Here is a 26,209-nt window from a genome sequence, read left to right as displayed (position 1 = left end):
ATACGTAAAAAGAGGCAACTCTAAGGAGTTGCCTCTTTCTTATATTACATAAAAGAAAATGGTGAAGAAATGCATAGCTGATCCGGCCAGCACGAATAAGTGCCACACAGCGTGGTGAAATGTAAAACTTCTCCAGACATAAAAGATTGTCCCGACAGAATACAGCACGCCGCCGACAACCAAAAGAACTAATCCCCCAAAAGCAAGTTTTGTAGCAAGAGGATTCCAAGCAAGAACAATAATCCACCCCATTAATACGTAAAAGACAGTAGATAAAACAACAAATTTCTTAACAAAGAAAAATTTGAACACGACTCCGAAAATCGCTATTCCCCATACAATACCAAACAACGTCCAACCGAGTGTACCTCGTAAAACGACAAGTAATAAAGGAGTGTACGTGCCTGCAATAAACAGGTAGATTGCAGCATGGTCAAAGATCTCGAATAGGTCTTTCCATTTTCCTTCTGGCATTCCGTGTACCATCGTTGATGATAGGTACAAGAAGATCATTGTTGCTCCATAGATGGATACAGATACAATGTGCCATGCATTGCCATTTATAGACGCATTAACGACTAAGAGGACTAAAGCAGCAATGCTTAATAAGACTCCAATCCCGTGTGTAACAGCATTCACAATTTCTTCGCGCCTTGTATACGTATGTGTTTCCACATTCAGAACCTACCTCATAAATATAATTTATTTAATTATAACGCTTTTTAACCATTTCTACCAAATGTTTCTCTCTGCTTTATTTAGTTTAGTTGATAAAGATTAGAAAATATCAATAAATATATAATTTAATTAAATAATAGGAAACACTAAAAGTAATACGAAAAGGAGTGAGTACATATGAAAAAATGGATTGTTTATATCGTTGCTACCGTAATGATGGGATTTGCTGTAATCCCTCCCACTTATGCACATGAGTATAAAGAAGATTGTCATCAACATCATCACAAAACAGAGGCAAAGCAAGCTCTCATTGACGAATTAGGGCTTACAGAGGAAGAGTTTAATAAGTATCAAGAGGAGGGTCACACTTTAAGGGAGGTCATCATAAAAGCTGGAAAGACGCCTGAAGAAATAAAGCAGTCTTTAAAGAAAAAGCATGAAGAATCATTACAGAAGAAAGTGGATGAAGAGTGGATGACAGAAAAGAAGAAACAAGCAATTTTACAGAAATTTGATGAGAACTTCGAAAAACACCTTGATCATAAACGTACTAGTTATAAAAAAGAAGATTGATGAAAGTAAAAGGCCAGTTTTGTTGCTGGTCTTTTTTGATTCAATCTTTTAACTGCACCTATCTCTTTTCACATAATTCCGATAAAATAGTATAATAGAGTAAGCGTTTATAGTGAAATTCTTGAGATAACCAGGAGGGATGCGCGCGTGGATCCATTAGATGTAGTCAGTCACTTAGAAAGAGTCAAACCTGTGTACCAGCCTGTATTCTCTGCCGTGAAGCATGATATTATCGGATACGAAATATTAGGGAGATATTGGCATGAGGGCGAATGGGTTAGTTTAGGTGGGTTCTTTCATGATGCCCAAGTACCAGAAGATTTTAAATTAGAAGTTGATCAACATATTCTTCATCTTGCTATTGAAGATATGGTAGAACACGATATGAAAGGCGATTTATTTATTAATCGCAATGCAAAACAACTTATGCTTGAGAGTGGAGAGCCATTACTTACAACTTTACACCACTATGAAGAAAAAGGGTTTGATATGAGTCGGATTGTTCTTGAGATTACAGAGCACGATTTTGATGAGGACTTTGAAATGTTGAATCATTTACTGCTTTATTACAAAACATACGGCATACAAATTGCAGTTGACCATGTCGGTGCTAAAAGCTCTAACTTAGACAGGTTGCGGCAGTTGGAGCCTCATATTCTTAAAGTTGATTCAAAGATTCTATCAGGTGTAGATTCAAGCGGTTATCAAGATATTATTTATTCTCTTTCTATGCTTGCTAGAAGAATTGGAGCAGCACTTATATTTGAGAATATCGAAGATGCTTATCAATTATATTATGCTTGGAAGCATGGCGGGCGTTACTATCAAGGATTTTATTTAGCTCGACCTTCTTTTTCATTTCTTGAGCCCTTTAGTCAACAGCCACTTATAAAAGAACACGTAGACGGGTTTATTAAACGAGAGAAGAACTTAATAGAGGAAAGGCTTGCCCACGTATTAAAGTGGGACCAACGAACAAGAGGACTGTTGGATCATTGGGACGGCCCAAAGAGGGTAGACTCTTTTCTTGAGAAGGTAACAAGATATTTCGATGAAGAAAGCTTCCGTATGTATGTATGCGACAGTAATGGGCGTCAAATCTCATCTAACTTTAGGAAGCGTGAAGAAACATGGAAAAAAGAAACTGATATACTAGGAACAAACTGGGCGTTTCGTCCTTATTTCCTTGAGAATATGGTCCAAATGAGGCTTTGGAATAAAGGGAGGTTATCTGATTTATATTCTGATATCGAAACAAGAGAAATGATCCGGACCTTCAGCTTTCCACTCTCTGACCATCATTACATATTTATTGATATTAAATATGCCTATATTTACGATCACGAATCTTTGTTGATTTAAATATCTAGTTTATTTAATGGGGGATTATTCAAAATTTAGCCAGGGGTGGCTGGGGAACGGGGAGACTCCCGCGGGAGAAAGAGGTCGACGAGAGACAGCAGGGTGGTTTTCCCGAGGAGGCTGCTAACAGGTAGAGGAAGTTCGACTAAGGTCGTCACGTCGTGTGGGGCCGCGGTAAGCGAGTCGTTCCCCAGTCACCCCAACTACTTAAAAACGTTACGGCCCAATCCACATAAACATAGTACTGTATACAAAAAAGAGCTTGGTGATCCAAGCTCTTTTTTATTAATTACAACAGTCATCATCCTCATGCGGAAGCACTGACTGACCTTCTATTTGAATAGTGGAGTGGGTGATGTGATAGTCGTTTTTTAATAAACCAACGGCTTTTTGTAGTAAAAGGTCTCGTTCACAGTCTTGATCGACTACAATATGACAACTCAAAGCTGGAAATTCGCTTGTAATGGACCATACGTGTAAATCGTGAACATCAACTACATTAGGTAATCCCTTTAAGGAGTTATGCAGTTCTTCGACATCAATTCCTTTTGGCTTACCTTCCATTAAAACATGGAAAGAATCTTTTGCCACTCGATAACCGCTCGTTATAATAAGTAAGGCTACAAGAACACTTGCGATTGGGTCTGCTATATTCCAGTTAAAGAAATAAATTAAAAGTCCAGCAATAATAGCGCCAACGGAACCAAGCAGATCTCCTAGGACGTGTAAGAAGGCACTGCGAAGATTTAGATTTTCCTCTGTGTCCCCTCTCATTAAGATCCAAGCTACAAGTATATTCACTATTAGACCAATAATGGCAACGATCATCATTCCCATACTGACGTTTGGTGGATCTAGAAAGCGTTGATAAGCTTCCCAAAATATATAAAGGGAAATAACGATTAAAGTTATCCCGTTTAAAAAGGCGGCTAAAATTTCAAACCGTTTATATCCATACGTTTTTGCCTTCGTGGCTGATCTTTCTCCGATTTTAAATGCCACTAAACTCAATCCTAGTGCTGCAGCGTCACTTAACATATGTCCAGCATCTGAGAGAAGAGCAAGGCTGTTAGTTATAAGTCCCCCTATGACTTCAACTATCATAAATCCAAATATAAGAATAAAACTCCATAATAAAGCTGTTTTATTAGCGCCATGTCCATGGTTGTGTCCGTGGTCGTGAGAGTGTCCCATGAGTGTACCTCCTGTTTAAGTGTGTTTAGCGTGTTCGATCGCCTGGTTTAGTAAATGAAAGACATGATGATCCTCAGGGGAGTAATAGTATGTTGTTTTATGTCTTCTATACTTAATGAGTCGCTGCTGCTTCAAATAACGTAACTGATGAGAAACGGTAGATTGTTGAAGACCTAGAGATTCTGCAATCTCATTAACAGAACATTCTTTATAAAATAACAAATGCAATATGCGTATCCTTGTTTGATCTGAAAGTGCTTTGAACGTTTGAGTTGTTTTAACAAGCGTGTCTTCTTTCAAATCTTGATTATGGTTATTCATATCCATCCTCCTAAATATCTGTATATGATCATATACTCATATTAACTCCATATTTTCTAAAGTCGAATGTTAGAATCTATCGTATTGTTTCCCCAAAAATAAGCAAAATATGCTGATAAATTTAAATTATGTTTGAAATATTCACTACTTCGCCAAGTATCTCCAATATGTGTTTCGTTCCTATACAAAGGTTAGGGATGCTTGTCTACCATTGGGGGGATTTTACGAACGAAAGTACCTACACTGCATACTGTATATTGATAGAATAAAGATAAAGAAAAGAGAGGAATGCTTATGCATTATCACTGTGATCGATGCTGTGTGTTGTCTACACAGAATAAGCAATGTCCTGCTTGTGGGCATGATGGTTTAAAGCCTATTAAGATTGAGGTTCATAACAATTCACAAGAAAAAAAGTAGGTCTTAGAGGGTGTGCCTTACTAGCAAAAATGTCTAATATAAGGTGCGCCCTGGTTTAAATTAAAGGGGGATGGGGTATGAGAAAGTCGTTATTGTTCGGAGTAGTTCTTATGCTTGCGATTGTATTTTTATCATTTAAAACGGTACAAGCAGGTCAAGACCGTGACGTCGAATGGCAACAAATTCTCAAAGAAGCCCATCAAGTACAGTCAGAACATGCTTCGAAACAGTCTACTTATAGCGAGATTCGAAGCTCTTTTATCGAGTTGTTCACCAAAGAGAGCATGATGACGGTCTTTACAGAGCATCTTATAATGGACGGGGAAATGTTTCAATTTGGTGGAACTGACTTTTCGCCTTACGTAATTCCAAAGAATATAGAAGGTTTCTCGGTCATAAAAAAACAAAAACACCAAATTATCATTAAGGAAGAAAAGAAGGAAGGATCTGAGCTCTTAGGTGAAAGTGAAATTAGAAGAATCATTACGATTTCCAAAACAGATGAAGGTTGGCGGATCTCAAATCTTGATTGGGATAAAGAGGTGTAAGTTATGTTATCGTTTTCTTATAGATTGTGTTATAATATTCTTCGGGATTTATAGAGCATATAACAATTGCTTACTCCTCCGTGTGTGAACAAGAAGGAGTGTACGAACGTATGATTAGTTTGCAAAGAGAAGAATTAGAGAAGTATTATGTAGGAGAATTGATGATTCCCTCGGAGATTGTAGCTCATGTTCAAGGAGGTAATCCTCTTGAACACGCGCTATTAGTACTTGTGAAATCAGGATATTCTGCTGTTCCAGTTCTAGATGCAAAATACAGATTACAAGGAACAATTAGTAAAACCATCATAATCGAAAATATGCTAGGAGTAGAGCAATTTGAGCTCGACAAACTATCTTCTGTACGCGTAGAAGAAGTTATGAATACAGATATTCCGTGTTTAAAGAAAGAGGATAGTTTTTCAAAAGCGTTAGGTGAAGTAGTCAACCATCCATTCGTATGTGTAGCTGATGAAAATGGATATTTCGACGGAATTCTAACAAGAAGAGCCATCTTAAAACCATTAAACAAACACTTTCACACTTATAACAATAAAATGTAGCAGATAAGAGGTGTTCTCTTTTGAGGACGCCTCTGTTTTTTATAGATAGGAGGTGAGATAATTGGAAGCGCATACATCGATTGCACCAAACCAAAAGACGTCTAAAAGACCCCTTGTGCTCGCTTCAATTATGCTAGCGATGTTTTTGGCAGCGATAGAAGCTACGATTGTCTCTACAGCAATGCCAAGTATTGTAGCAGCGCTTGGAGGATTCTCTCTATATAGTTGGGTGTTTTCAGCTTACTTATTAACAAATGCCAGCACGGTTTTAATTTTTGGGAAACTTTCCGATTTGTTTGGGAGAAAGCCTATATTCTTAATTGGAATTAGTTTATTTTTAACGGGCTCCTTGCTCTGTGGTTTTGCTACTTCAATGACTACTCTTATCGTATTTCGTTTTCTGCAAGGAATCGGTGCAGGGGCTCTTATGCCCATAGCATCTACCATTGTAGGAGACCTTTACACCAAAGAGGAGCGAGCCCAAATACAGGGCTACCTTTCTAGCGTATGGGGAATTTCAGCTGTAACAGGTCCTGCTCTTGGGGGTTTTTTCGTAGACTACTTAAATTGGCGCTACGTGTTTTGGATGAACCTACCTTTAGGAGTATTAGCTATAATTGGAGTAGTATGGTTCTTCCATGAAAATGTCGAGAAAAAGAGCCATTCAATTGACTTTGCAGGTTCAGCTTTACTGATGATCGGAATTTCATCATTAATGGTCCTTTTAGTAGAAGGGGGGATAGGTATACCTTGGCAATCTCCATTAGCTATAGGGTTATTGCTGATATTTGGCATATGCTTGATCGGTTTTTATATTCAAGAAAAGCGTGCGCTTGATCCAATGATGCCATTTTCTATATGGGAATACCGCTCTATTACGATTGCGAATGTAACATCTCTTATTACGGGTATGATTCTAATAGGTGTATCAAGCTATCTTCCGGCTTTCGTTCAAGGCGTTATGGGAATGTCGGCAACGGTTGCTGGTTTTACGCTCACCACAATGTCCATTGGATGGCCTGTTTCATCTATGATTGCAGGTCGCCTGCTATTAAAAATAGGGTTCCGTGCAACTTCTCTAATTGGAGGGGTAGCTTTGGTTGTGGGAGGACTCTTCTTCTTCCTTTTATCTCCTGACAAGGGCCCTGTCTGGGCAGCGATAGGATCGTTCTTCATTGGGATAGGTATGGGAATGTCAACCACTTCATTTATTGTTTCTATTCAAAGTACAGTGGACTGGAAGACCCGAGGAATTGCTACTGCCTCTAATATGTTTATGAGAAGTATTGGAAGTGCAATAGGAGCTGCAATCCTTGGTGGGGTGCTAAATAGTGTCATTCAGACGACAATTGAAGAGAAACAGTTAGGCGAATCAGTTACACTTGATACGGTTAACCAACTGCTAGACAAAGAAGGAAGAGCTAATTTGTCTTCAAGTACACAAGTCGCGCTAAAGGAGGCTCTAACGCTTGGTTTACACCAAGTATATTTAGGCTTATTGGTTTTGGCAGTTATCTCACTCGTATTGATATTATTTTTGCCAAAAGGTGAAAAAACCTAATGCCTTGTCACCCCCTCTTGAGTCTGATAAAGTAGTAAAATAACGTTGTACTACATAAAGGAGGAGCAGCCATGGAAATGATGGATGCAAACGAAATTATTTCGTTTATTTCAAATAGTAAGAAATCTACACCAGTGAAAGTATATGTTAAAGGGGAAAACCTAAAGTCAATTGATTTTGGCGAAACGGTTAAAGCCTTTGTTGATAATGAAACAGGCGTTCTATTCGGTGAGTGGAAAGATGTTGAACCTGCATTAGAAAGTAATAAAGGTTCTATTGAAGATTACGTGATTGAAAATGATCGCCGTAACTCTGCAATCCCAACACTTGATCTAAAGAACATAAATGCTCGTATTGAGCCTGGTGCGATTATTCGTGATCAGGTTGAAATTGGTGATGGAGCCGTTATTATGCTTGGCGCTGCCATTAATATTGGTTCTGTAGTAGGCGAAGGTACAATGATCGACATGAACGTTGTGCTTGGTGGACGTGCTACAGTCGGTAAGAACTGCCACATTGGTGCAGGAGCTGTATTAGCAGGAGTTATTGAACCACCTTCCGCCAAACCAGTTGTAGTAGAAGACGAAGTAGTAGTTGGTGCTAACGCTGTAATTTTAGAGGGCGTGACGGTAGGTAAAGGTTCTGTTGTAGCAGCAGGTTCTATCGTGACTCAAGATGTTCCTCCGAACACAGTTGTGGCAGGAACGCCTGCTAAAGTCATCAAAGAAATTGATGAGCAAACTAAAGGGAAGACAGAAATCAAACAAGAATTGCGCAAATTAGATAATTAATTAGTATGAGGTTCTCCTTAGGGGGAGCCTCATTTTTAAAGAGGTGACAAGAGATGAACAGTGAAGCTTTACAGAAGGTTCGCAGAGATCTTCATAAGATCCCTGAACTAGGTTTTCAAGAAACAAAAACTCAAGAGTACCTTCTCCAATTTATTGAAGAGCTACCGCAAGATTATATTGAGGTTAAAAAGTGGCGTACAGGACTACTAGTTAGAGTGCAGGGGACAGATCCTTCGAAGACGATTGCTTATCGCGCTGACATTGATGGACTTCCGATTGTTGAAGAAACGGGGTATGCTTTTGCCTCAACTCATGAGGGACAAATGCACGCTTGTGGTCACGACTTTCACATGACAATTGCGCTTGGAACACTTGCGCGAGTATCACAGTCGCCACCTCGTGAAAATGTTTTATTCCTTTTCCAACCCGCAGAGGAGAATCCAGGGGGAGCATTACCAATGCTTCAAAGTGAAGAGATGAAAACATGGTGGCCAGATGAAATTTTTGCCCTACATATTGCTCCTGAACATCCGGTAGGAACCGTAGCTACAAAAGAAGGTTTGCTATTTGCAAATACAAGTGAGTTGTACATTGATTTTAAAGGGAAAGGTGGACATGCAGCCTATCCCCATCTAACTAGAGATATGGTCCTTGCTGCGAGTCAGTACACTGTACAAGCCCAGTCGATTGTGTCCCGTGCTGTTGATCCCCTTGATTCAGCTGTTGTGACTATTGGGAAGATAACAGGGGGAACCGTACAAAATGGTATTGCGGAAACAGCTCGATTAGAAGGGACGATGCGAACATTTAAAGCTGATACCATGGATCTCCTAAAGAATAAAATAGAAGGATTAGCTAAAGGAATTGAACATAGTCATGAATGTGAAATTAAAATTGATTATGGTTCAAATTATTATCAAGTAAAAAATGATGGAACCTATATGCAACCTTTCCAGAGAATTGTGGAGGATTTGGGATATTCGTTTGTTGAGTCAAAAGCAGCCATGACAGGGGAAGACTTTGGCTATATGTTAAAAGAAATCCCTGGCTTTATGTTCTGGCTTGGTGTTGATTCTGATTATGGCCTTCATAATGGAAGTTTAAAGCCAAAAGAAGAAGCATTAGAAGTAGGGGTGAATATTGTAGAGCGGACGATCAGGTCTCTGTAAAAAAGCAAGACGTATACCCGAACTTAATGTGGATACACTACTCCTTGAAGGACTCGTTCCTAAATAAAAAGGAGGTGGGTTACTTTGGCACGAATTGGTGTAGAAGGTACCCTTTCTGACGTACGTGAAGCTTTACAATCAAAAGGTCACGATATTGTTGAATTGAAAAGTGAGCAGGATACACAAGGCTGTGATTGCTGTGTCATTTCCGGTCAAGATAAAAACGTGATGGGCATGGCTGATGCAGCTATGCAAGGATCCGTTATTAATGCGAACGGGATGACAGCAGAAGAAGTTTGCCAAGCTGTAGACTCTCGCGGCCAGCAACAATAATAAATAGCTGAGCCACTATTGTGGTTCAGCTATTTTTTTATACCTAACGAGACGTTCAGTATCCCTTTTGTATTCTAAGGGGGAAATTCGTAATAGAAGATTGATGCTGTAAAGGGAGAGTTCTGATGATTACATTAAATTTAATTTTGGTAGCTCTACTTATCGTTTTAACAGCTTTTTTTGTTATTAGCGAGTTTGCCATTGTGAAGGTGCGGAGGTCTAAGGTTGAATCGAGAGTAAAAGAAGGTGACAAAAAAGCAGAAGCTGTTCTTCATTTATTAGACCGATTAGATGATTATTTATCGGCTTGTCAACTAGGTATTACCATAACCTCACTAGGTCTTGGGTGGTTAGGTGAGCCAACTGTAGATAAACTATTACATCCTTTAATTGAACAATCCCCTGTTCCGGAGGCGTTAAGCCATACGATCTCCTTTGCAATTGCCTTTTTCATTATTACCTTTTTACACGTTGTTCTTGGTGAACTGGCCCCAAAGACGATTGCCATTCAAAAAGCAGAAGCAGTAACACTAATTATAGCTAAGCCACTTATATGGTTTTACAAAATCATGTTCCCATTTATATGGTTGTTAAATGGAAGTGCAAATGTATTAACAAGGATGCTCGGTTTTGCTTCAGCGAATGAATCAGATGAAGTGCATTCAGAAGATGAGTTAAGACATATTTTATCGGAAAGTTATGAACAAGGTGAAATTACACAAGCGGAATACAAGTATGTAGACCGCATTTTTGAATTTGATAATAGGACTGCCAGAGAGATTATGGTACCACGAACAGAAGTAGTCGTTGTAGATATAAATGATACGATGAAAGTTAATATGGAAATCATGCGTGACGAGCGATACACCAGATACCCTGTTATAGATGAAGATAAAGATGACATTGTCGGTGTTATCCATATGAAAGAACTGTTCTATGATGATTGTAATGAGTCGAGTGACATTTTATCTTATGTAAGACCTGTTCCGAAAATCTTCGAAAACGTGCCTCTTAGGGATTTGTTGCTTAAAATGCAAAAAGACCATATTCATTTAGCTGTCCTTGTGGATGAATATGGCGGAACATCTGGTATTGTAACGGTTGAAGATATTTTAGAGGAGATTGTTGGAGAGATTCGTGATGAATTCGATAACGAAGAAGAATTACCTATGGATACGCTTGAAAATGGACATAAATTGTTAGATGGGAAAATGGCCATTCAAGATGTAAACGATTATTTTGACCTTGACCTTGATCATGATGATGTAGACACAATTTCTGGCTGGTTCTTAACTCAAAATATTAATTCAGTAGAAGGGACAGAGATTAATGTAAGTGGCTACCGTCTGAAAGTCAAAGAAATGGATGATTCCCATATACAAAAAATAGAGTTATGGAAAATAGAAAGGGAATGAGCTCTGTTTGCTCATTCCCACTTTGTATTAGCTTTCTTTTTTCTCGATATAAACTTGATGTGGGAATGGAATTTCAATTCCTGCTTCATCAAATGCTTCTTTCATCCGTTTTCGTAAGTCACGCTCAACAGCCCATTGTTGCATGTTTTCCGTTTGTCCAAGAACGCGAAGGACAACATCGGAAGAACCAAGGCTTTGAACACCTAGTACGTTTGGGCCTTCTTTGAAACGCTCATCATTTTGAGCGAACTCATCACATACATTTTGAAGTACCTGCATAGCTTCATCAATGTTCTCATCATAGGCAATGCCAATATCAACAAGCGCGCGCATATTCCCGCGTGAATGGTTACTAACAGTAGAGATGTGACGGTTCGGCACAAAATTTAATGTCCCGTCAAAGCTTCTAATCTTCGTTGTACGAAGACCAATCTCTTCAACAACACCATTCATTCCACCGGCTGTTACATACTCATCTACCTCAACTTGCTTCTCTAATAATAGGAAGAAACCAGTAACAACGTCACTAACAAGACCTTGAGCACCAAACCCAATAGCCAGCCCAATAATACCAGCCCCGGCAATTAACGGAGCAAGGTTAATATCTAATAAGCCAAAAATCGTTGCGATTAGGATGAAACCTAATACATACGAATAAATACTAATCATGAGTTTTTCCAACGTCTTAGCTCTTGCTTCTGTAAGCTTTTGATTATTACCAGCTTTATAAAGAGAGCGTTGGATTAGTTTCTTCCCAATAGGAGAAATAATTAAGTAAACAAGTAAAACTAATACAATTTTTAATGCAATCATTGAGATATTGACAAAGTCAATATTACCTAAAAAATCAAGCATCGTATACTCCTTTCCCTAACCACATACAATTTTTAATACGTTTTCTATCATACCTCAAGGTGGTAGATTCCATCAAATAGAAAATGGTTCATTTAAACGCATCCAGTAACGCTGTTCCATATAAGCCCCCTTACGCTGAACACTAGAAGCTGAGAAACTGTATGTGAAGATAGGTCCGTTACGCTTGTCGAGTGGTTGGGGAGTATGGGAAAGCGAGTGATTTCCCGAACCGGCTTACTCTCAAATAACGCAAGCGGAAATATTCTCTCATTTTCGAGTCTTCGACAACCCTGCCCTTTTATGGAATATAAGGGGAGGGTAGAGTTTTGAATATGTTAGAAATAAAAATTTTCAAAAAAATAAGTCAAATGGGTGGAAATTTATTTCGGAACTCGATATATTTATATGTACGTGAAAAATTTTACATTAAAAGGAGGGGTCATTTTGGATACATTTAAAAAGCTAAAAATGTATTACTTACCATTCAAACGGTATTTCTTTATATCCTTATTTTTTCTGCTTATTGTAACAGGGGTAACGGTGGTCTATCCCATTGTATTGAAGTACACGATTGATGATGTCGTAGATCCAGGACGTTATAATCTTATACCATATTTAGCAGCTATATTCTTTGGTCTTATGATTCTAAAAGGAGTAGCGACTTACATTCAACAATACTTAGGGGATTTATTTGGAATAAAATCAGTTTATACCCTTCGAGATGGTCTTTATAAAAAGCTTCAGCGCTTACCATTTCGTTATTATGATAATGCTCGTACGGGAGATTTGATGTCTCGTCTGACAGCTGATGTAGAAGCGTTCCGTTTCTTTTTATCTTTTGGGTTTGCAGAATTTATTAGGATTGTTTCCTTAATAGTCATAAGTTTAAGCGTAATGTTCTATTATTCTATCCCCCTTGCATTAGTAACGATGGCCTCTATGCCATTCTTGGCAGTAGTAGTCTACCGTTTTGATAAAAGAGTACACCCCGCCTTTAGAGGGATTCGTAAAGCGTTTGGTCGGTTGAATACACGTGTTCAAGAGAATATTAGTGGAATGAATACGGTGAAATCATTGTCACGAGAAGATTTTGAAGTAGGACGATTCACAGATAAAAACGATGACTATCGTCAGAATTATCTTTCTACCTCAAATATTTGGGCTAAGTATTTCCCGCTTATGGAGTTTATAGGGAATATTAGCGTTGTAGCGTTATTAGGTTTCGGTGGCTATTTGTATATTCAAGGTGAGGTAACAATTGGAGTGCTGGTGGCTTTCTTTAACCTAATCTGGTACATTCTAGGGCCACTTATGAACTTTGGATTCGTAATTAATTTGTTTTCTCAATCAAAAGCTTCAGGAGAACGATTATTAGAGATTCTTGAAGCAACAGAAGACATTCAAGAGATCCCGGAAGCCATTCGTCAAAAACGATTGAATGGCCATGTGACGTTTAAGGACGTTACGCTTTCTTATGAGGAAGATGATGATTCAGCATTGAAAGATATAAGCTTTGACGCTCCACCTGGGAAAACCATTGGCTTGATCGGAGCTACTGGGTCTGGAAAAACAAGTATTACTCAGCTAATCACTCGTTTTTATGAGCCTGAACAAGGTCAAGTTTTAGTGGACGGGAAGCCTGTTCAAAATTATGGTCTGAAAGAATTAAGGAGTAATATCGGATTTGTTCTACAAGAATCTTTCTTATTCTCTACAACGATTAAAGAGAATATTGCGTATGGAAATCCAGAAGCTTCAATGGAAGACATTATTGATGCAGCTAAAAGAGCACAGGCACATGACTTTATTCTCGAAATGCCGAATGGTTACGATACTTTATTAGGAGAACGAGGTATGGGGCTATCCGGTGGTCAAAAGCAGCGCGTTGCCATTGCTCGTGCGATCTTAATTGATCCGAGTATTCTTGTGCTGGATGATGCAACATCGGCAGTTGATATGGAAACAGAACTGCAAATTCAAAAAGCATTAAAAGAGGTAATGGAAGGTCGTACAACATTTATCATTGCTCACCGTATATCATCTTTAAAACACGCGGATGAAATTTTAGTTTTAGAAGATGGTCGAATCGTAGAGCGTGGTGTTCATGATGAGTTATTAGGCAACGGAGGTCCGTACCAGCGTATCTATGATATACAATATCAAGATAAAGAAGCTATATTGCAAGCTTCAAGTCAAGTCTAAGGGGGGAGAAAGATGGCGAAAGCACCAAAGCAAGAATACAAGAGTCCTCATTTACAACGGTTCAAATATACACAAGACCAAGCAATCGAAAAGCAGTTTAACTGGAAGCAAATGGCTCGTATGCTTCAATATGTAAAGCCTTATTCTAAACGGCTGTTACCAGCTGCTATCATAGCGATGCTCATTTCCACCATCGTAAGGCTTATAGTTCCAGTGTTAATTGGTAAAGTTGCGATTGATATGGCTATAAAAGGGGAAGATCCTAATCTTTTAGTTCAACTTGTTGTAGGAATCTCCATTTTATACGTGCTGAGCTATGTGGGGAACACGTTACGTATAAGGTGGGTAAATATTTTAGGGCAGAATGTCATATACGACTTACGTAAACATTTGTTCTCCCACGTTCAACGATTGAGTCATAAGTTTTTTGATAACCGATCAGCGGGATCGATTCTCGTTCGAATTATGAACGATATTAACTCACTTCAAGAACTGTTCACCAACGGAATTATCAATTTGTTAATGGACGTCGTAACTTTAATTGGTATTGTTGTTATCCTGCTAGTATTGAGTCCTAAGCTTGCGCTAGCGATTATGGTTATCTTGCCGATTATGTTCTTTATTTCAACCAAACTTAGACGAAATATTCGTAGGTCTTGGCAAGATGTTCGCATACAGCAGTCTCGTTTAAATTCTCATTTAAATGAAAGTATACAAGGGATTCGGATAACTCAGTCATTTTCACAGGAGAAAGAGAATACTGAGTATTTTGACGGGGTCAATAGTGACAACTTTGAATCTTGGCGTAATGCAACTAAGAAAAGTGCGATGTTCCGCCCGTTTGTAGAAATGAGTAACGCAGTCGGAACGGTTATCCTTATTTCGTATGGTGCGTTCCTCATCATTAATGGGCAAATAACAGTAGGTACTTTTGTTACGTTCTCGACCTTCTTGGGTATGTTCTGGGAACCAATCTCAAGACTTGGTCAAATGTATAACCAGCTTCTAATGGCGATGGCTGCTTCAGAGCGTATATTTGAATTTTTAGATGAAGAGCCTAATGTTGAAGAGCGAAAAGATGCGATTGAATTGAAAGACATGAGAGGGCACATTGATTTTGATCATGTCCGTTTCTCTTATGACGAAGATCGCGTTGCTTTACATGACATCTCTTTAGAAATTAAGCAAGGTCAGACAGTAGCTCTTGTTGGTCATACTGGTAGCGGTAAATCAACAATTGCCAATCTTATTAGTCGTTTTTATGACCCTACGAACGGGTCTGTTAAAATAGACGGGCAAGATTTGAGAGATGTCAAGTTAAATAGCGTCAGGCAACAAATTAGTGTAGTTCTACAAGATACATTCATATTCTCAGGAACGATTATGGAGAATATTCGATTTGGACGTCCGGATGCTACAGATGAAGAAGTTATGGAATCTGCTAAAGTAGTCGGGGCTGATGGCTTTATTCAACGGCTTGCAAATGGTTATGAGACGGAGGTAGAGGAAAGGGGAAATATACTCTCTGCTGGGGAACGTCAACTATTATCCTTCGCCAGGGCATTGCTGGCTGATCCAAAAATATTAATATTAGATGAAGCAACCTCATCAATAGATACAGAAACAGAAGTGAAAATTCAAGAAGCGTTAAACCGTTTATTAAAAGGTAGAACAGCAATAATTATCGCTCACCGCTTGTCTACGATCCGTGACGCCGATAATATCATAGTGCTTGAACACGGCAGGATTTTAGAACAAGGGAATCATAGTGAGTTGATGGAGCAAAAAGGAGAGTACTTTGATTTAGTAAAGACTCAATTCCAAATGCTTGATGCGATGTAATCTCTAAAAAAACCTCTAACTTTATAAAAAGTTAGAGGTTTATTCTTGTGTAATTAGGTTTAATTTCTAAACTAGGACAGAGCTAGGACACCGTTTGTTGTAAACGAGACCTTTTACTTTAATAAGTTCTGGTCTTTCGAACCTCCCCTAATTGGAGAGTGGGCATATTTTTTGAAAAGAATAATGGTAGATCGTTATAATATCTGAAAATGAAGTTAGAAGGAAGGGGATTGCTAATCACTTGATTGACAGTAAACATGAAAGAGAAGCTTTTTTTATTTAAATGAGTTTGTGAAATGTGTCACAAAACTGTCATTCGTTCATTCCCAACGGGCTAGTTAGAGGGTTTATACTATTATTACGATGGAAATAGAGTAATGAAATAATAAAATAATAATGAACTTTACTTATATAGGGGAGGTCATACTCAATGGAATTAGATAGTGCCATGATGAGCCGGATGTTAACGAGTTTAACACTGGTTTTCCATATTATATTTGCAACAGTAGGTGTTGGGATCCCAGTCATGATCTCAATAGCTGAATTTATAGGTATTAAGAAGAAGGATGCTAATTACACATTGCTTGCAAGAAGGTGGACGCGTGGTTTCACCATTACTGTTGCGGTAGGTGTTGTAACTGGTACTGCCATAGGGCTACAGCTTTCTTTGTTATGGCCTAAATTTATGCAGTTTGCCGGAAATGTCATAGCACTTCCTTTATTTATGGAGACATTTGCATTTTTCTTTGAAGCTATATTTTTAGGAATCTACTTGTATACATGGGACCGTTTCAAAAATCCAATTTACCACTGGTTACTCTCCATACCAGTTGTAATAGGTGCTACAATGTCTGCTTTCTTTATTACCACTGTGAATGCGTTTATGAATACACCACAAGGATTTGACCTTGAAGGTCGAACGCTTACGAATGTCGACCCTTTAGCAGCTATGTTTAATCCCGCAACACCAACGAAAGTGTTTCACGTCGTATCTTCAAGCTACTTAACATCTGCTGCAATACTAGCAGCTATAGCAGCTTTTGCGATCTTGAAAAAGAATGCTTCTGACTATCATAAGAAGGCCTTGAAACTTACGATGATAGCTACGTTTATTTTTGCTATTACTACAGCTATTGCCGGAGACCTCTCAGCTAAATTCCTAGCTAATGAACAGCCAGAGAAATTAGCAGCAGCGGAATGGCACTTTGAGACAGAGAAGAATGCGGATTTAATCTTATTTGGAACGTTGAATGAAGATAATGAAGTGGAAAATGCACTTCGTCTTCCTAATGCATTAAGCTTCCTTGCTCATGGATCATTTGACAGTGAAGTAACGGGTTTAAATGAATTTCCAGAAGATGAAACACCTCCACTATGGATTCATTACATGTTTGACCTTATGGTGATGCTTGGAATGTACGCTTTAGGCGTTTCCTTCTTGTACTTGCTGTTCTCAAAACTTAAGAAGTGGAATGAGAATAATAAATGGCTTCTATGGCTTATTGTCATTAATGGACCTGGTGCAATGCTTGCTATTGAGTTTGGTTGGATCTTTGCGGAAGTAGGCCGCCAACCTTGGATATTGAGAGGGTTTATGAAGGTGGCAGAAGGAGCGACTACTTCTCCTCACGTAGGCTGGATGTTCATACTATTTCTTGGCTTGTACATTGTACTTGGAGGAGGAGCTATATCTGTCTTACGTAAGATGTTTAAGAATAATCCCGCAGAGCTAGAGTTAGAGAAAAGGTATCCAGATGTAGCGAAGCGAGGAGGTCAAAAATGAGTTATGAAATGATAGGGATTACGGTGCTGTGGATTTTTTTATACGGCTATTTAATCGTAGCATCTGTTGACTTTGGCGCAGGCTTCTTTGCTTACTACGCCAAAACGACAAAGCAAGATCATATTATTAATCAGTTAATCAGCAGGTATCTTTCGCCGGTATGGGAAGTAACAAACGTGTTTTTTGTTTTCTTTTTCGTTGGTCTTGTAGGCTTTTTTCCGGATTCCGCCTATTACTTTGGACAGTCTTTACTCATACCAGGAAGTATTGCTATTGTTTTAATTGCAATCCGGGGTTCATTTTACGCATTTGAAAACTATGGGTCTAAGAAAAGTAATTTCTTTATGTTTTTATATGGAGCAACAGGTTTACTAATTCCAGCTTCATTAAGCACAGCCATGACCATATCAGAAGGAGGCTTTATCGAAGAAACCGAAGATGGAGTGCGCCTACTAACAGGTGAGCTGTTAACGAGTCCCTATTCATGGAGCGTGGTATTCCTTGCCATTGTATCCGTCTTGTTTATTAGTGCAGCCTTCTTAACTTACTATGCATCAAAAGCTAATGATCAGCCAGCTCTTGAATTAATGAGGAAATATACGCTTTTCTGGGGATCCCCGACTATTATCGCTAGTTTGACTACATTTATAGCTATGAGTCAGCATAACGCTCGTCATTTTGAGAATATGCTTGATTTATGGTGGATGTTTGGTCTTAGTGTGGCATTCTTTTTAGGTGCTTTACTTCTTGTTTATCAACAAAAACGTTATGGTCTAGCCTTTATATTTGTTATGTTCCAGTTTTTCTTTGCTTTCTTTGGATACGGAGCTGGGCACTTACCATATCTGTTAGAACCGTTTATTACGATAGAGAGTTCTGTTACGAATGAAGCAATGGGGCTTGCGCTTGTAATTGTATTTATTGCAGGGTTGCTTCTTCTCATCCCTTCTCTTATTCTTTTAATGCGCATGTTTTTATTTGATGCAGAATATGTAAAAGGGAAAAAGTAATTTAATGAGAGGCGTTCTTAATAAGAACGTCTCTTTATCTATGGGCTGACTTCACTTTTGTGAGCTGTGGTTGTTTTATCCGAGATGAACTTTCCATATCAAAGAGATCTATGATAATATGATGTAAGGTAAATGTGAAAGAATGGGGGAACAGGCATGAAGAAAGAATATGCAGTTATCGGTCTTGGCCGATTTGGCGGTAGTATATGTAAGGAATTAAGCCGCGAAGGAATGGAAGTTTTGGCTATAGACCTTGATGAAGATAAGGTGAATGAATATAAAGATATCGCCTCCCATGCTGTCATTGCGGACTCTACAGATGAAAACGTTCTAAAAGAATTAGGAATACGAAATATTGACCACGTAATCGTAGCCATAGGTGATAATCAGCAAGCTAGTATCCTTACTACACTAATGTTAAAGGAATTAGGTATTAAGAAGATTACTGTTAAAGCCCAAAATGATTATCACGAAAAAGTGTTAAATAAGATCGGTGCTGACCAAGTGGTTCACCCGGAACGAGATATGGGTAAACGAATTGCACATAATATCATTTCAAATAACGTTCTAGATTACTTAGAATTATCAGATGATCATTCAGTTGTAGAAGTTAAGGCCGGAAAGAAAATGATTGGAAAAACGTTAGTAGACTTGGACATTCGTGCTCGTTACGGTTGTAACGTAGTCGGCATAAAGAGAAATAAAGAAATCAATGTTTCTCCACTAGCATCAGAAGTAATTTTAGAAGAAGATGTACTCATTATTATTGGGGAAGATAAAGATATTTCTCGTTTTGAGAAGAACTTAGTAGTAGAAGATGATGAATAAAAATGTTTAGAAGACAGCGCTCTCATTTAGAGTGCTGTCTTTTTTCTATCATAAAAAAGTTTTTTTCTGCCTCAGAACGGGCATAGCATTAAAGTATTGTACTTAGAAAGGATGAATCGCTATGTTCGAAAAAAGAACTGGAGAAATTATAACCAACTTACTTATAGATGACTGGGGGATTGACCATATTTATGGGATGCCTGGAGATTCCATAAATGAACTTATGGATGATTTCCGCAGTCGTCAAGATGAACTACAATTTATTCAAGTTCGACATGAAGAAGTCGGGGCACTTGCGGCTTCATCCTATGCCAAGTTAACAGGGAAAGTTGGCGTTTGCTTATCAATTGGTGGTCCAGGGGCTACTCACCTAGTAAATGGCCTTTATGATGCAAAAGCTGACAGTGCTCCAGTACTCGCTCTTGTTGGTCAGGTTCCAAGTGAAGAAGTAGGGACAGGGGCTTTCCAAGAAGAGAATTTAGAACGTATGTTTGATGGTGTTGCTGTATTTAATAAACGGGTGCAAAGCGCACAACAGCTCCCAGACTTAGTCAATCAAGCGTTAAGGGAAGCATATGTAAACAACGGTGTATCCGTTCTTGTCATTCCAGATGATCTATCAGCTGTAAAGCAAAAGTATGAAGAGAAATTAACGTCATCTGTCTATGCAAAAACAGAAGTCTTTCCGTCTGAGAAATCCCTGATTGAAGCAAAAGAGGCAATTGCTGCTGCAGAGAAGCCTGTTATCTTAGCGGGTAAAGGTGCCGCTCATGCACAAGAGGAATTAGTGAAATTTGCAGAGACGATTCATTCCCCTGTCATTTTATCGTTATTAGCCAAAGGGATAATTCCAGACAACCATCCCCTTTGCATGGGGCAACATGGTCAAATTGGAACACAACCAGCTTATAATGCAATGAAAGATGCAGACTTGCTTCTAATGATTGGTACATCATTCCCTTATCGTGATTTTCTGCCTAAAGATACAAAGGCCATACAGATAGATATCGACCCAAGTAAAATCGGCAAACACTATCCTGTCCAAATTGGCCTTGCAGGAAGCACGAAAGATACACTTCAATGGTTGAATGATCATATAGAAACAAAGGATAATCATGAACATCTTGAAAAATATCAAAGACAGATGGATGAGTGGCGTGTAAGTATGCAAATGCAAAAGCGTGCAAACACCGATCCAATTAACGGACCTCAAGTTATGTATGAACTAGAGAAAATTATGCCTGAAGATGCCATCATATCAAGTGATGTAGGAAACGTGACGGTATGGGTCGCAAGATATCTATCTATGGTTCGCCAGAAGATGGTGATATCAGGTTGGTTAGCCACGATGGGGTGTGGTTTACCAGGTGCAATCGCCGGACAACTAGCATATCCTAATCGTCAATCTATTGCTGTATGTGGTGATGGTGGTTTTGCCATGAACATGCAGGACTTCATCACAGCGGTGAAATACAAATTACCCCTTAAAGTTATTGTTTTAAATAATAGTAAGATTGGTATGATTCAATACGAGCAGGAAGCTATGGGACACCTTCATTATGCAACAGAATTAGGTGACATGGACTTCGCTAAATTTGCAGAAAGTTGTGGTGGTGAAGGCTATCGTGTTGAGAAAAGGGAAGACCTTGAAGGAGCTATGCAAAAAGCCTTCCTCTCTGACAAACCAGCTATTATTGACGTTGCAATAGAGGACCAAGCGCCACTTCCGGGGAATATTGGATATAAGCAAGCGGTTCATTATACAGAGTATTTAATTAAAGAGTTCTTTGAAAGTGGTAAAATTGAATTACCACCGTTGAAGACAGCGACGAAACGTTTGTTTAACTAATTCTTTTCGAGTGTGGGACATATAGTTCCACACTCGTTTTTTATGACTCTGTTCAAATTTGTTGTTAGTTTTTCTACCATATAAGCCCCCTTATATGGAAGACTTGAAACTGTGATAGAGATGTATTGCGATATATGGAAAGAGGTTTCCGTCAGCTATAATGGAGCGGAAGGTGGGTCTGGAAATCACTCGCTTTCCGCGGGCGAGTTGTCGAGCCTCCTCGGGAAAACCACCCTGCGGGGTCTCGCCTACCTCTTTCTCCCGCAGGAGTCTCGCAATTTCCAGGCCCACCTTTGCCAAAGGGGGAGAGACGGAAATTCACCACGTTTGGAAGATTTGGAGGCTTTAGAGCAACTATAATAAGCTGGTCCGTTCACCTCATTAACGTCAGGGCAGGCTTGGGGACTGCGAGACTCCCGCAGGGTAAGGAGCCTAGGGGAGACCCCACAGAGAGCGAAGCGAACGAGGAGGCTTCCCAGCTCCCTGCAGGAAAGCGAGTTGTCCCCAAGCCTGCCCAACCACTCTTCAGGCAACGGACCAAACATAACCAAGTATCTTAGCCGCGAGTCTTCAACAATCTTATTATAAAGAAATAACGACAAGGGAAAAAGGAAGCCCCCATCCTAATGGATGGGGGCTTGTTGTATGACATATTGTTTTACGATTCGTATAAGGTAAACCGTTAAGAGGGTGTCTTACACTTCCATAATGATAGGTAAGACCATTGGTTTACGTTTTGTTTTCTCGTAAAGGAATGGAGCGATGGTGTCTGTGATTTCGTTCTTAATCTCAGACCACTGAGTTGTGCGTCGTTCCATAACTTTATCAAGATGCTTGGAAACAATTTTTTGAGCTTCGTTAATAAGGTCTTCTGATTCTCTCATGTAAACGAACCCGCGGGATATGATGTCAGGTCCTGAAGCAATTTTGAATTCTTTCATGTTAATGCTTACAACGACAATCACAAGTCCTTCTTCAGAAAGGATGCGGCGATCGCGGAGAACAATGTTACCGATGTCACCGATACCGCTACCATCTACATAGATGGAGCCAGATGGAATTTTACCAGCAATCATAGCATTATCTTTACCAAGGGCAAGGACATCACCGTTGTCTGCGATAAAGCAATCACTTGGGTCCATTCCGATTTCTTGAGCTAATTTAGCGTGCTGTTTCTGCATCCGGAACTCTCCGTGAATTGGCATGAAGAATTTCGGTTGAATTAAACGTAGCATAAGTTTTTGCTCTTGCTGACCACCATGACCAGAGGTATGGATGTCGTTTAATGAACCGTGAATAACTTCTGCACCAGCACGATATAACATGTTAATGACGCGGCTTACACTTACAGTGTTCCCTGGAATAGGGGAAGAGGAGAATACTACAGTGTCTCCTGGCATAATTTGAATTTGGCGGTGTGTGCCGTTGGCGATACGAGATAGGGCAGCCATTGGCTCGCCTTGAGAACCTGTACAAAGAATCGTTACTTCGTGTGCTGGAAGTCGATTGATTTGTGAAGGTTCTACGAACGTATCTTTAGGAGCGTTAATATAACCTAATTCAATACCAATATTGATTGAGGCTTCCATACTACGTCCAAAAACAGCTACTTTACGATTATGTTGAACGGATGCTTCCACGACTTGTTGTAATCTGTGGATGTTTGAAGCGAAGGTTGCAAAGATTACACGACCTTTTACTTTAGTAAAGATATCGTTAATGCTTTCGCCTACGCGACTTTCAGAAAGTGTGAAATCAGGGATTTCACTGTTTGTGCTGTCAGATAAAAGGCAAAGTACACCTTCTTTTCCGATCTCAGCCATCTTTTGCAAGTTTGCAGGTTCGCCCACTGGTGTGAAGTCGAACTTGAAGTCTCCAGTGTGAACAACGTTCCCTGGAGGGGTTTTTACTACGATACCATAGGAGTCAGGAATACTGTGCGTTGTACGGAAGAATGTCACAGACGTTTTACGGAATTTAACGATTTCATCTTCTTGAATCGTATGAAGTTTCGCATTTCGTAAAAGACCATGCTCTTCTAATTTGTTCTTAATTAATCCGATCGCTAATTTGCCACCGTAGATCGGGATGTTTAATTCGCGAAGCAAATAAGGAATCCCGCCAATGTGGTCTTCGTGGCCGTGGGTAATGAATAACCCTTTAATTTTATCTTGGTTTTGCACTAAGTAAGTGTAGTCTGGGATGACGTAATCAATTCCAAGTAGTTCATCTTCAGGAAACTTAATCCCCGCATCGATCAAAATGATCTCATCTTGGAACTGAACGCCGTACGTATTTTTACCGATCTCACCTAGACCGCCTAGTGCAAATACAGCGGTTTGGTCGTTTTTAACAAACTTCATAGGTTATATATTCTCCACTTCGAAATCTTCAGATTGTTTTTCATATGCTAAGTGGTCTTCCTTTAACCCTTGAACATATTCGATATTGATATTGCGATCGGCCAGTTTTGTTCGTACTTCACGTTCTGTATTTGCTTCTACATAAAGACTCTTGGTTCGTTCTCGAACAGGAGCTTCTTCAGCCCTTTCTTGAAATAATACTTTAAAGATCATAATTATAAATCTCTCCTAACTTCCTAGTAATTTCCGTATTCTTGTCCTGTAAATATAATAGCACGTTTTGCACCTATATGGTAACAATAGAATGTTATAGCTAAGAGATTGTAGTAATCCACCGCATCATAAAGTGAAAGCTTAAGCATACAATTTTCGACTCAAGATATCTTTCCAACGATTTTTAAGCTTTTTCTTCAAACGTTTTAACATTATGTCATACAACTCCTTTCCTTATACGAAGAAAAGCTGTAAAAAAACGTATTGCCGACCATATCCCTCTTATCTCTAGTATAGTACCTTTTAAGCTAGAAATGAATAGATAGGTTAAAGAGAATTTTACTTTTTCTTATTCTTTCTTGTAGTATGCTCCACAAAATAGTTCTTTAAGGGTGTTTTTCTTAGAATTTTTAGCCCTTATTGAATTTGGATGGAAATTCCTTTACATTAAAAAGGATTATAGGAAGGAAGGGGTTATTTGAAGAGACTTTATATAGGTTTAGTAGCACTTTCTCTCATTTGGGGTACGTCGTTTTTATTTATTAAAATTTTGGTCTCGTCTATGATGATTTGGGAAGTTGTGTTTTGGCGCTGTACATTTGGTGCTACTGTGTTATGGGGAATTTATATTTGGCATGGGAAGCATCAGTTATCTAAACTTCCCTGGGGGTCCTTGCTATTAGTCGGTCTGACAAATAATGCTCTACCTTGGGGGCTCATAGCCTTAAGTGAAACGAATATTTCCTCAAGTTTAGCATCTGTTTTAAATGCAACAACACCGATATGGACAGGGATCATCGGGTTGCTGTGCTTTGGGATTAGAGTAAGTGGAAAACAATGGTTTGGTATTATGGTTGGTTTTATAGGGATCATTATTCTCTCAGACCTTGGTAATTCGAGTTTGTTTAAAAACGGCTTGGCAGGTATAGGTACTATGGTTGCTGCTGCTGTTTGTTACGGTTTCTCCTCTCAATACATAAAAAGGCATTTGCATGAGGTATCTTCAATAACAGTTGCAGCCGTGACATTGACCCTGGCATCTTTATATGCATTCATTTTTGCTGAGATGAGTGGTACGATTAAGTGGAGTTTAGTATCAGATCCTTCTATATTTGGTGCTTTAATCGGCTTGGGCGTATTTGGTTCTGGCGTGGGCATCTATATTTTTTATTATCTCATTCAAAGAGGGTCTGCTGAATTTGCAACTATGGTAACTTATCTTGTGCCCGTGTCTGCTCTCGTATGGGGATCTGTTTTTCTGAACGAAACACTTACCTATCAAATGGTATTTGGGCTTGCTCTTATCCTTATAGGAGTATACTTAGCTCAAGAGATGAAGGATTCAAAAAGGGGGAAACAACATGAGCAACAAACTCGTGTTTCTTGATATTGATGGAACAATAGTGGATCACAATAAAGAAATTCCGGTGGAGGCAAAAAAGTCCATCGCTCGCCTCCAAGCTGAGGGAGTGGAAGTAGCTATTGCTACTGGAAGAGCTCCATTTATGTTTGCTGATCTTAGGGATGAACTAGGCATTCATTCATATATAAGTTTTAACGGTCAGTACGTTGTACATGATGGAAGGGTTATATACGAAAACCCTTTGATAGAAGATGATTTAGAAGCCTTATATACTCAGGCCAATGAAACTGGACACCCAATGGTCTTCCTTAATGAAGAAGGTATGAGGGCATCTGTTGGAGAGCACAATCATATCTCAAAGAGTATAGGAAGCTTAAAGTTATCTTATCCTGAAATTGATCCCCATTTCTATAAAGGCAAATCCATTTATCAAGCTTTACTTTTTTGTCAACATGGTGAAGAGGGGCAATACAAAGAACAACCACGTCAGTTGGACTTTATACGTTGGCATGATTATTCAATAGATGTAATCCCGCGAGGTGGGTCTAAAGCAGAAGGGATTAAACATTTTATGAAGGTGTTAGGTGTAGAACAACGTAATACATATGCTTTTGGAGATGGATTGAATGACCGCGAAATGTTAGGCTTTGTGGCAAATGGTATTGCAATGGGGAATGCTTCAGACGAAATCAAAGCAGTAGCAAACTATGTGACAAAAGATGTTTCTGATAATGGACTTTCGCATGGTTTTCGTTTAGTTGGTCTGTTGAAAGATGATTAACTTACGTGAGGCTATAAGTTAATAATGATATTCATAGGCGAAATCTTGTCGATTTCGCCTCCTATAGTATCAAGGAGCTTATTTTTATCTTGTTTATAATGTGATTCAATGAGGGTTTATACCTTGAAAGAGTAGGGGATTATTATAAAAGGAAGTTTACGGTATAGATGAGAAACAAGAAACGTCCTGGATATC

23 protein-coding genes are annotated in these 26,209 nt (G+C 39.0%); 17 read left to right on the top strand and 6 right to left on the bottom strand.

Translation table 11 applies throughout. From position 1 onward, the window contains the following. Positions 1-39: 39 nt before the first annotated feature. Positions 40-675, bottom strand: a complete 636-nt coding sequence (trhA, locus tag N780_RS05110; protein ID WP_036780997.1) for a PAQR family membrane homeostasis protein TrhA — start codon at positions 673-675, stop codon at positions 40-42. A 180-nt stretch (positions 676-855) separates the two neighbouring features. Here trhA and N780_RS05105 point away from each other — a divergent pair, with 180 nt between their 5' ends. Both N780_RS05105 and N780_RS05100 read left to right on the top strand, forming a co-directional pair. Further along, entirely contained in the window at positions 856-1,251 is a 396-nt protein-coding gene (locus N780_RS05105; RefSeq protein WP_036780995.1) for a hypothetical protein, read from the top strand. A 147-nt stretch (positions 1,252-1,398) separates the two neighbouring features. Beyond that, a complete protein-coding gene (locus N780_RS05100; RefSeq protein WP_036780993.1) occupies positions 1,399-2,613 on the top strand; it encodes an EAL domain-containing protein in 1,215 nt (404 codons plus the stop codon). Between the two features lie 285 nt (positions 2,614-2,898). Here N780_RS05100 and N780_RS05095 read toward each other — a convergent pair whose 3' ends face one another. Both N780_RS05095 and N780_RS05090 read right to left on the bottom strand, forming a co-directional pair. Beyond that, a complete protein-coding gene (locus N780_RS05095) occupies positions 2,899-3,807 on the bottom strand; it encodes a cation diffusion facilitator family transporter (protein WP_036780990.1) in 909 nt (302 codons plus the stop codon). Positions 3,808-3,822: 15 nt separating this feature from the next. After that, positions 3,823-4,134: an ArsR/SmtB family transcription factor gene (locus N780_RS05090; protein WP_036780988.1), complete on the bottom strand. Its 312-nt coding sequence runs from the start codon at positions 4,132-4,134 to the stop codon at positions 3,823-3,825. A gap of 491 nt (positions 4,135-4,625) precedes the next feature. On the opposite strand from N780_RS05090, the gene N780_RS05085 reads away from it, so the two are divergent. The 7 genes from N780_RS05085 (at position 4,626) to N780_RS05055 (ending at position 10,925) form a co-directional block, all read left to right on the top strand. Next, positions 4,626-5,096 carry a DUF3993 domain-containing protein gene (locus tag N780_RS05085; protein WP_036780985.1) on the top strand — a complete coding sequence of 157 codons (471 nt, stop codon included), beginning with the start codon at positions 4,626-4,628 and terminating at the stop codon, positions 5,094-5,096. Positions 5,097-5,206: 110 nt separating this feature from the next. Continuing rightward, on the top strand, positions 5,207-5,656 hold the full coding sequence (gene cbpB / locus N780_RS05080; protein WP_036780983.1) for a cyclic-di-AMP-binding protein CbpB: 450 nt from the start codon (positions 5,207-5,209) through the stop codon (positions 5,654-5,656). 130 nt (positions 5,657-5,786) lie between these two features. After that, positions 5,787-7,217, top strand: a complete 1,431-nt coding sequence (locus N780_RS05075; protein ID WP_084599403.1) for an MDR family MFS transporter — start codon at positions 5,787-5,789, stop codon at positions 7,215-7,217. Positions 7,218-7,288: 71 nt separating this feature from the next. Further along, complete coding sequence (gene dapD, locus N780_RS05070) at positions 7,289-8,008, top strand: 2,3,4,5-tetrahydropyridine-2,6-dicarboxylate N-acetyltransferase (RefSeq protein ID WP_036780981.1); 720 nt, start codon at positions 7,289-7,291, stop codon at positions 8,006-8,008. Positions 8,009-8,061: 53 nt separating this feature from the next. Continuing rightward, the gene (locus N780_RS05065) at positions 8,062-9,177 is read left to right on the top strand and encodes an N-acetyldiaminopimelate deacetylase (protein ID WP_036780979.1); all 1,116 of its coding nucleotides are present in this window, start codon (positions 8,062-8,064) and stop codon (positions 9,175-9,177) included. An 84-nt stretch (positions 9,178-9,261) separates the two neighbouring features. Further along, positions 9,262-9,510: a YkuS family protein gene (locus tag N780_RS05060; RefSeq protein ID WP_036780978.1), complete on the top strand. Its 249-nt coding sequence runs from the start codon at positions 9,262-9,264 to the stop codon at positions 9,508-9,510. Between the two features lie 125 nt (positions 9,511-9,635). Beyond that, complete coding sequence (locus tag N780_RS05055; protein WP_036780976.1) at positions 9,636-10,925, top strand: hemolysin family protein; 1,290 nt, start codon at positions 9,636-9,638, stop codon at positions 10,923-10,925. Positions 10,926-10,952: 27 nt separating this feature from the next. On the opposite strand, the gene N780_RS05050 is transcribed toward N780_RS05055, so the two are convergent. Beyond that, positions 10,953-11,780, bottom strand: coding sequence for a mechanosensitive ion channel family protein (locus N780_RS05050; RefSeq protein WP_036780974.1), 828 nt, complete (start codon positions 11,778-11,780; stop codon positions 10,953-10,955). A gap of 444 nt (positions 11,781-12,224) precedes the next feature. Between N780_RS05050 and N780_RS05045 the strand changes: the two genes are divergently transcribed. The 6 genes from N780_RS05045 (at position 12,225) to N780_RS05020 (ending at position 21,294) form a co-directional block, all read left to right on the top strand. After that, a complete protein-coding gene (locus N780_RS05045) occupies positions 12,225-13,982 on the top strand; it encodes an ABC transporter ATP-binding protein (protein WP_036780971.1) in 1,758 nt (585 codons plus the stop codon). A 12-nt stretch (positions 13,983-13,994) separates the two neighbouring features. After that, positions 13,995-15,824, top strand: coding sequence for an ABC transporter ATP-binding protein (locus tag N780_RS05040; protein ID WP_036780968.1), 1,830 nt, complete (start codon positions 13,995-13,997; stop codon positions 15,822-15,824). 430 nt (positions 15,825-16,254) lie between these two features. After that, positions 16,255-17,607, top strand: a complete 1,353-nt coding sequence (locus N780_RS05035) for a cytochrome ubiquinol oxidase subunit I (RefSeq protein WP_036780965.1) — start codon at positions 16,255-16,257, stop codon at positions 17,605-17,607. Next, complete coding sequence (locus tag N780_RS05030; protein WP_036780963.1) at positions 17,604-18,617, top strand: cytochrome d ubiquinol oxidase subunit II; 1,014 nt, start codon at positions 17,604-17,606, stop codon at positions 18,615-18,617. The genes N780_RS05035 and N780_RS05030 overlap by 4 nt, the downstream gene beginning before the upstream one ends. A gap of 156 nt (positions 18,618-18,773) precedes the next feature. Then, on the top strand, positions 18,774-19,445 hold the full coding sequence (locus N780_RS05025) for a potassium channel family protein (RefSeq protein ID WP_036780961.1): 672 nt from the start codon (positions 18,774-18,776) through the stop codon (positions 19,443-19,445). Positions 19,446-19,566: 121 nt separating this feature from the next. Beyond that, positions 19,567-21,294 carry a pyruvate oxidase gene (locus N780_RS05020; RefSeq protein ID WP_036780959.1) on the top strand — a complete coding sequence of 576 codons (1,728 nt, stop codon included), beginning with the start codon at positions 19,567-19,569 and terminating at the stop codon, positions 21,292-21,294. A 695-nt stretch (positions 21,295-21,989) separates the two neighbouring features. On the opposite strand, the gene rnjA is transcribed toward N780_RS05020, so the two are convergent. Beyond that, on the bottom strand, positions 21,990-23,657 hold the full coding sequence (rnjA, locus tag N780_RS05010) for a ribonuclease J1 (protein ID WP_036780954.1): 1,668 nt from the start codon (positions 23,655-23,657) through the stop codon (positions 21,990-21,992). A gap of 3 nt (positions 23,658-23,660) precedes the next feature. After that, positions 23,661-23,870: a DNA-dependent RNA polymerase subunit epsilon gene (locus tag N780_RS05005; protein WP_036780953.1), complete on the bottom strand. Its 210-nt coding sequence runs from the start codon at positions 23,868-23,870 to the stop codon at positions 23,661-23,663. 478 nt (positions 23,871-24,348) lie between these two features. Between N780_RS05005 and N780_RS05000 the strand changes: the two genes are divergently transcribed. Continuing rightward, the gene (locus N780_RS05000) at positions 24,349-25,257 is read left to right on the top strand and encodes a DMT family transporter (protein WP_036780951.1); all 909 of its coding nucleotides are present in this window, start codon (positions 24,349-24,351) and stop codon (positions 25,255-25,257) included. Continuing rightward, positions 25,232-26,014 carry a Cof-type HAD-IIB family hydrolase gene (locus tag N780_RS04995; protein ID WP_036780948.1) on the top strand — a complete coding sequence of 261 codons (783 nt, stop codon included), beginning with the start codon at positions 25,232-25,234 and terminating at the stop codon, positions 26,012-26,014. Before N780_RS05000 ends, N780_RS04995 begins: the two co-directional genes overlap by 26 nt. The last annotated feature ends 195 nt before the right edge of the window (positions 26,015-26,209 follow it).

This window comes from Pontibacillus chungwhensis BH030062, assembly GCF_000770675.1.
GTDB lineage: Bacteria > Bacillota > Bacilli > Bacillales > BH030062 > Pontibacillus > Pontibacillus chungwhensis.
The sequence above is the reverse complement of the archived record's forward strand: the minus strand, read 5'-3'. Positions and strand labels throughout refer to the sequence as shown.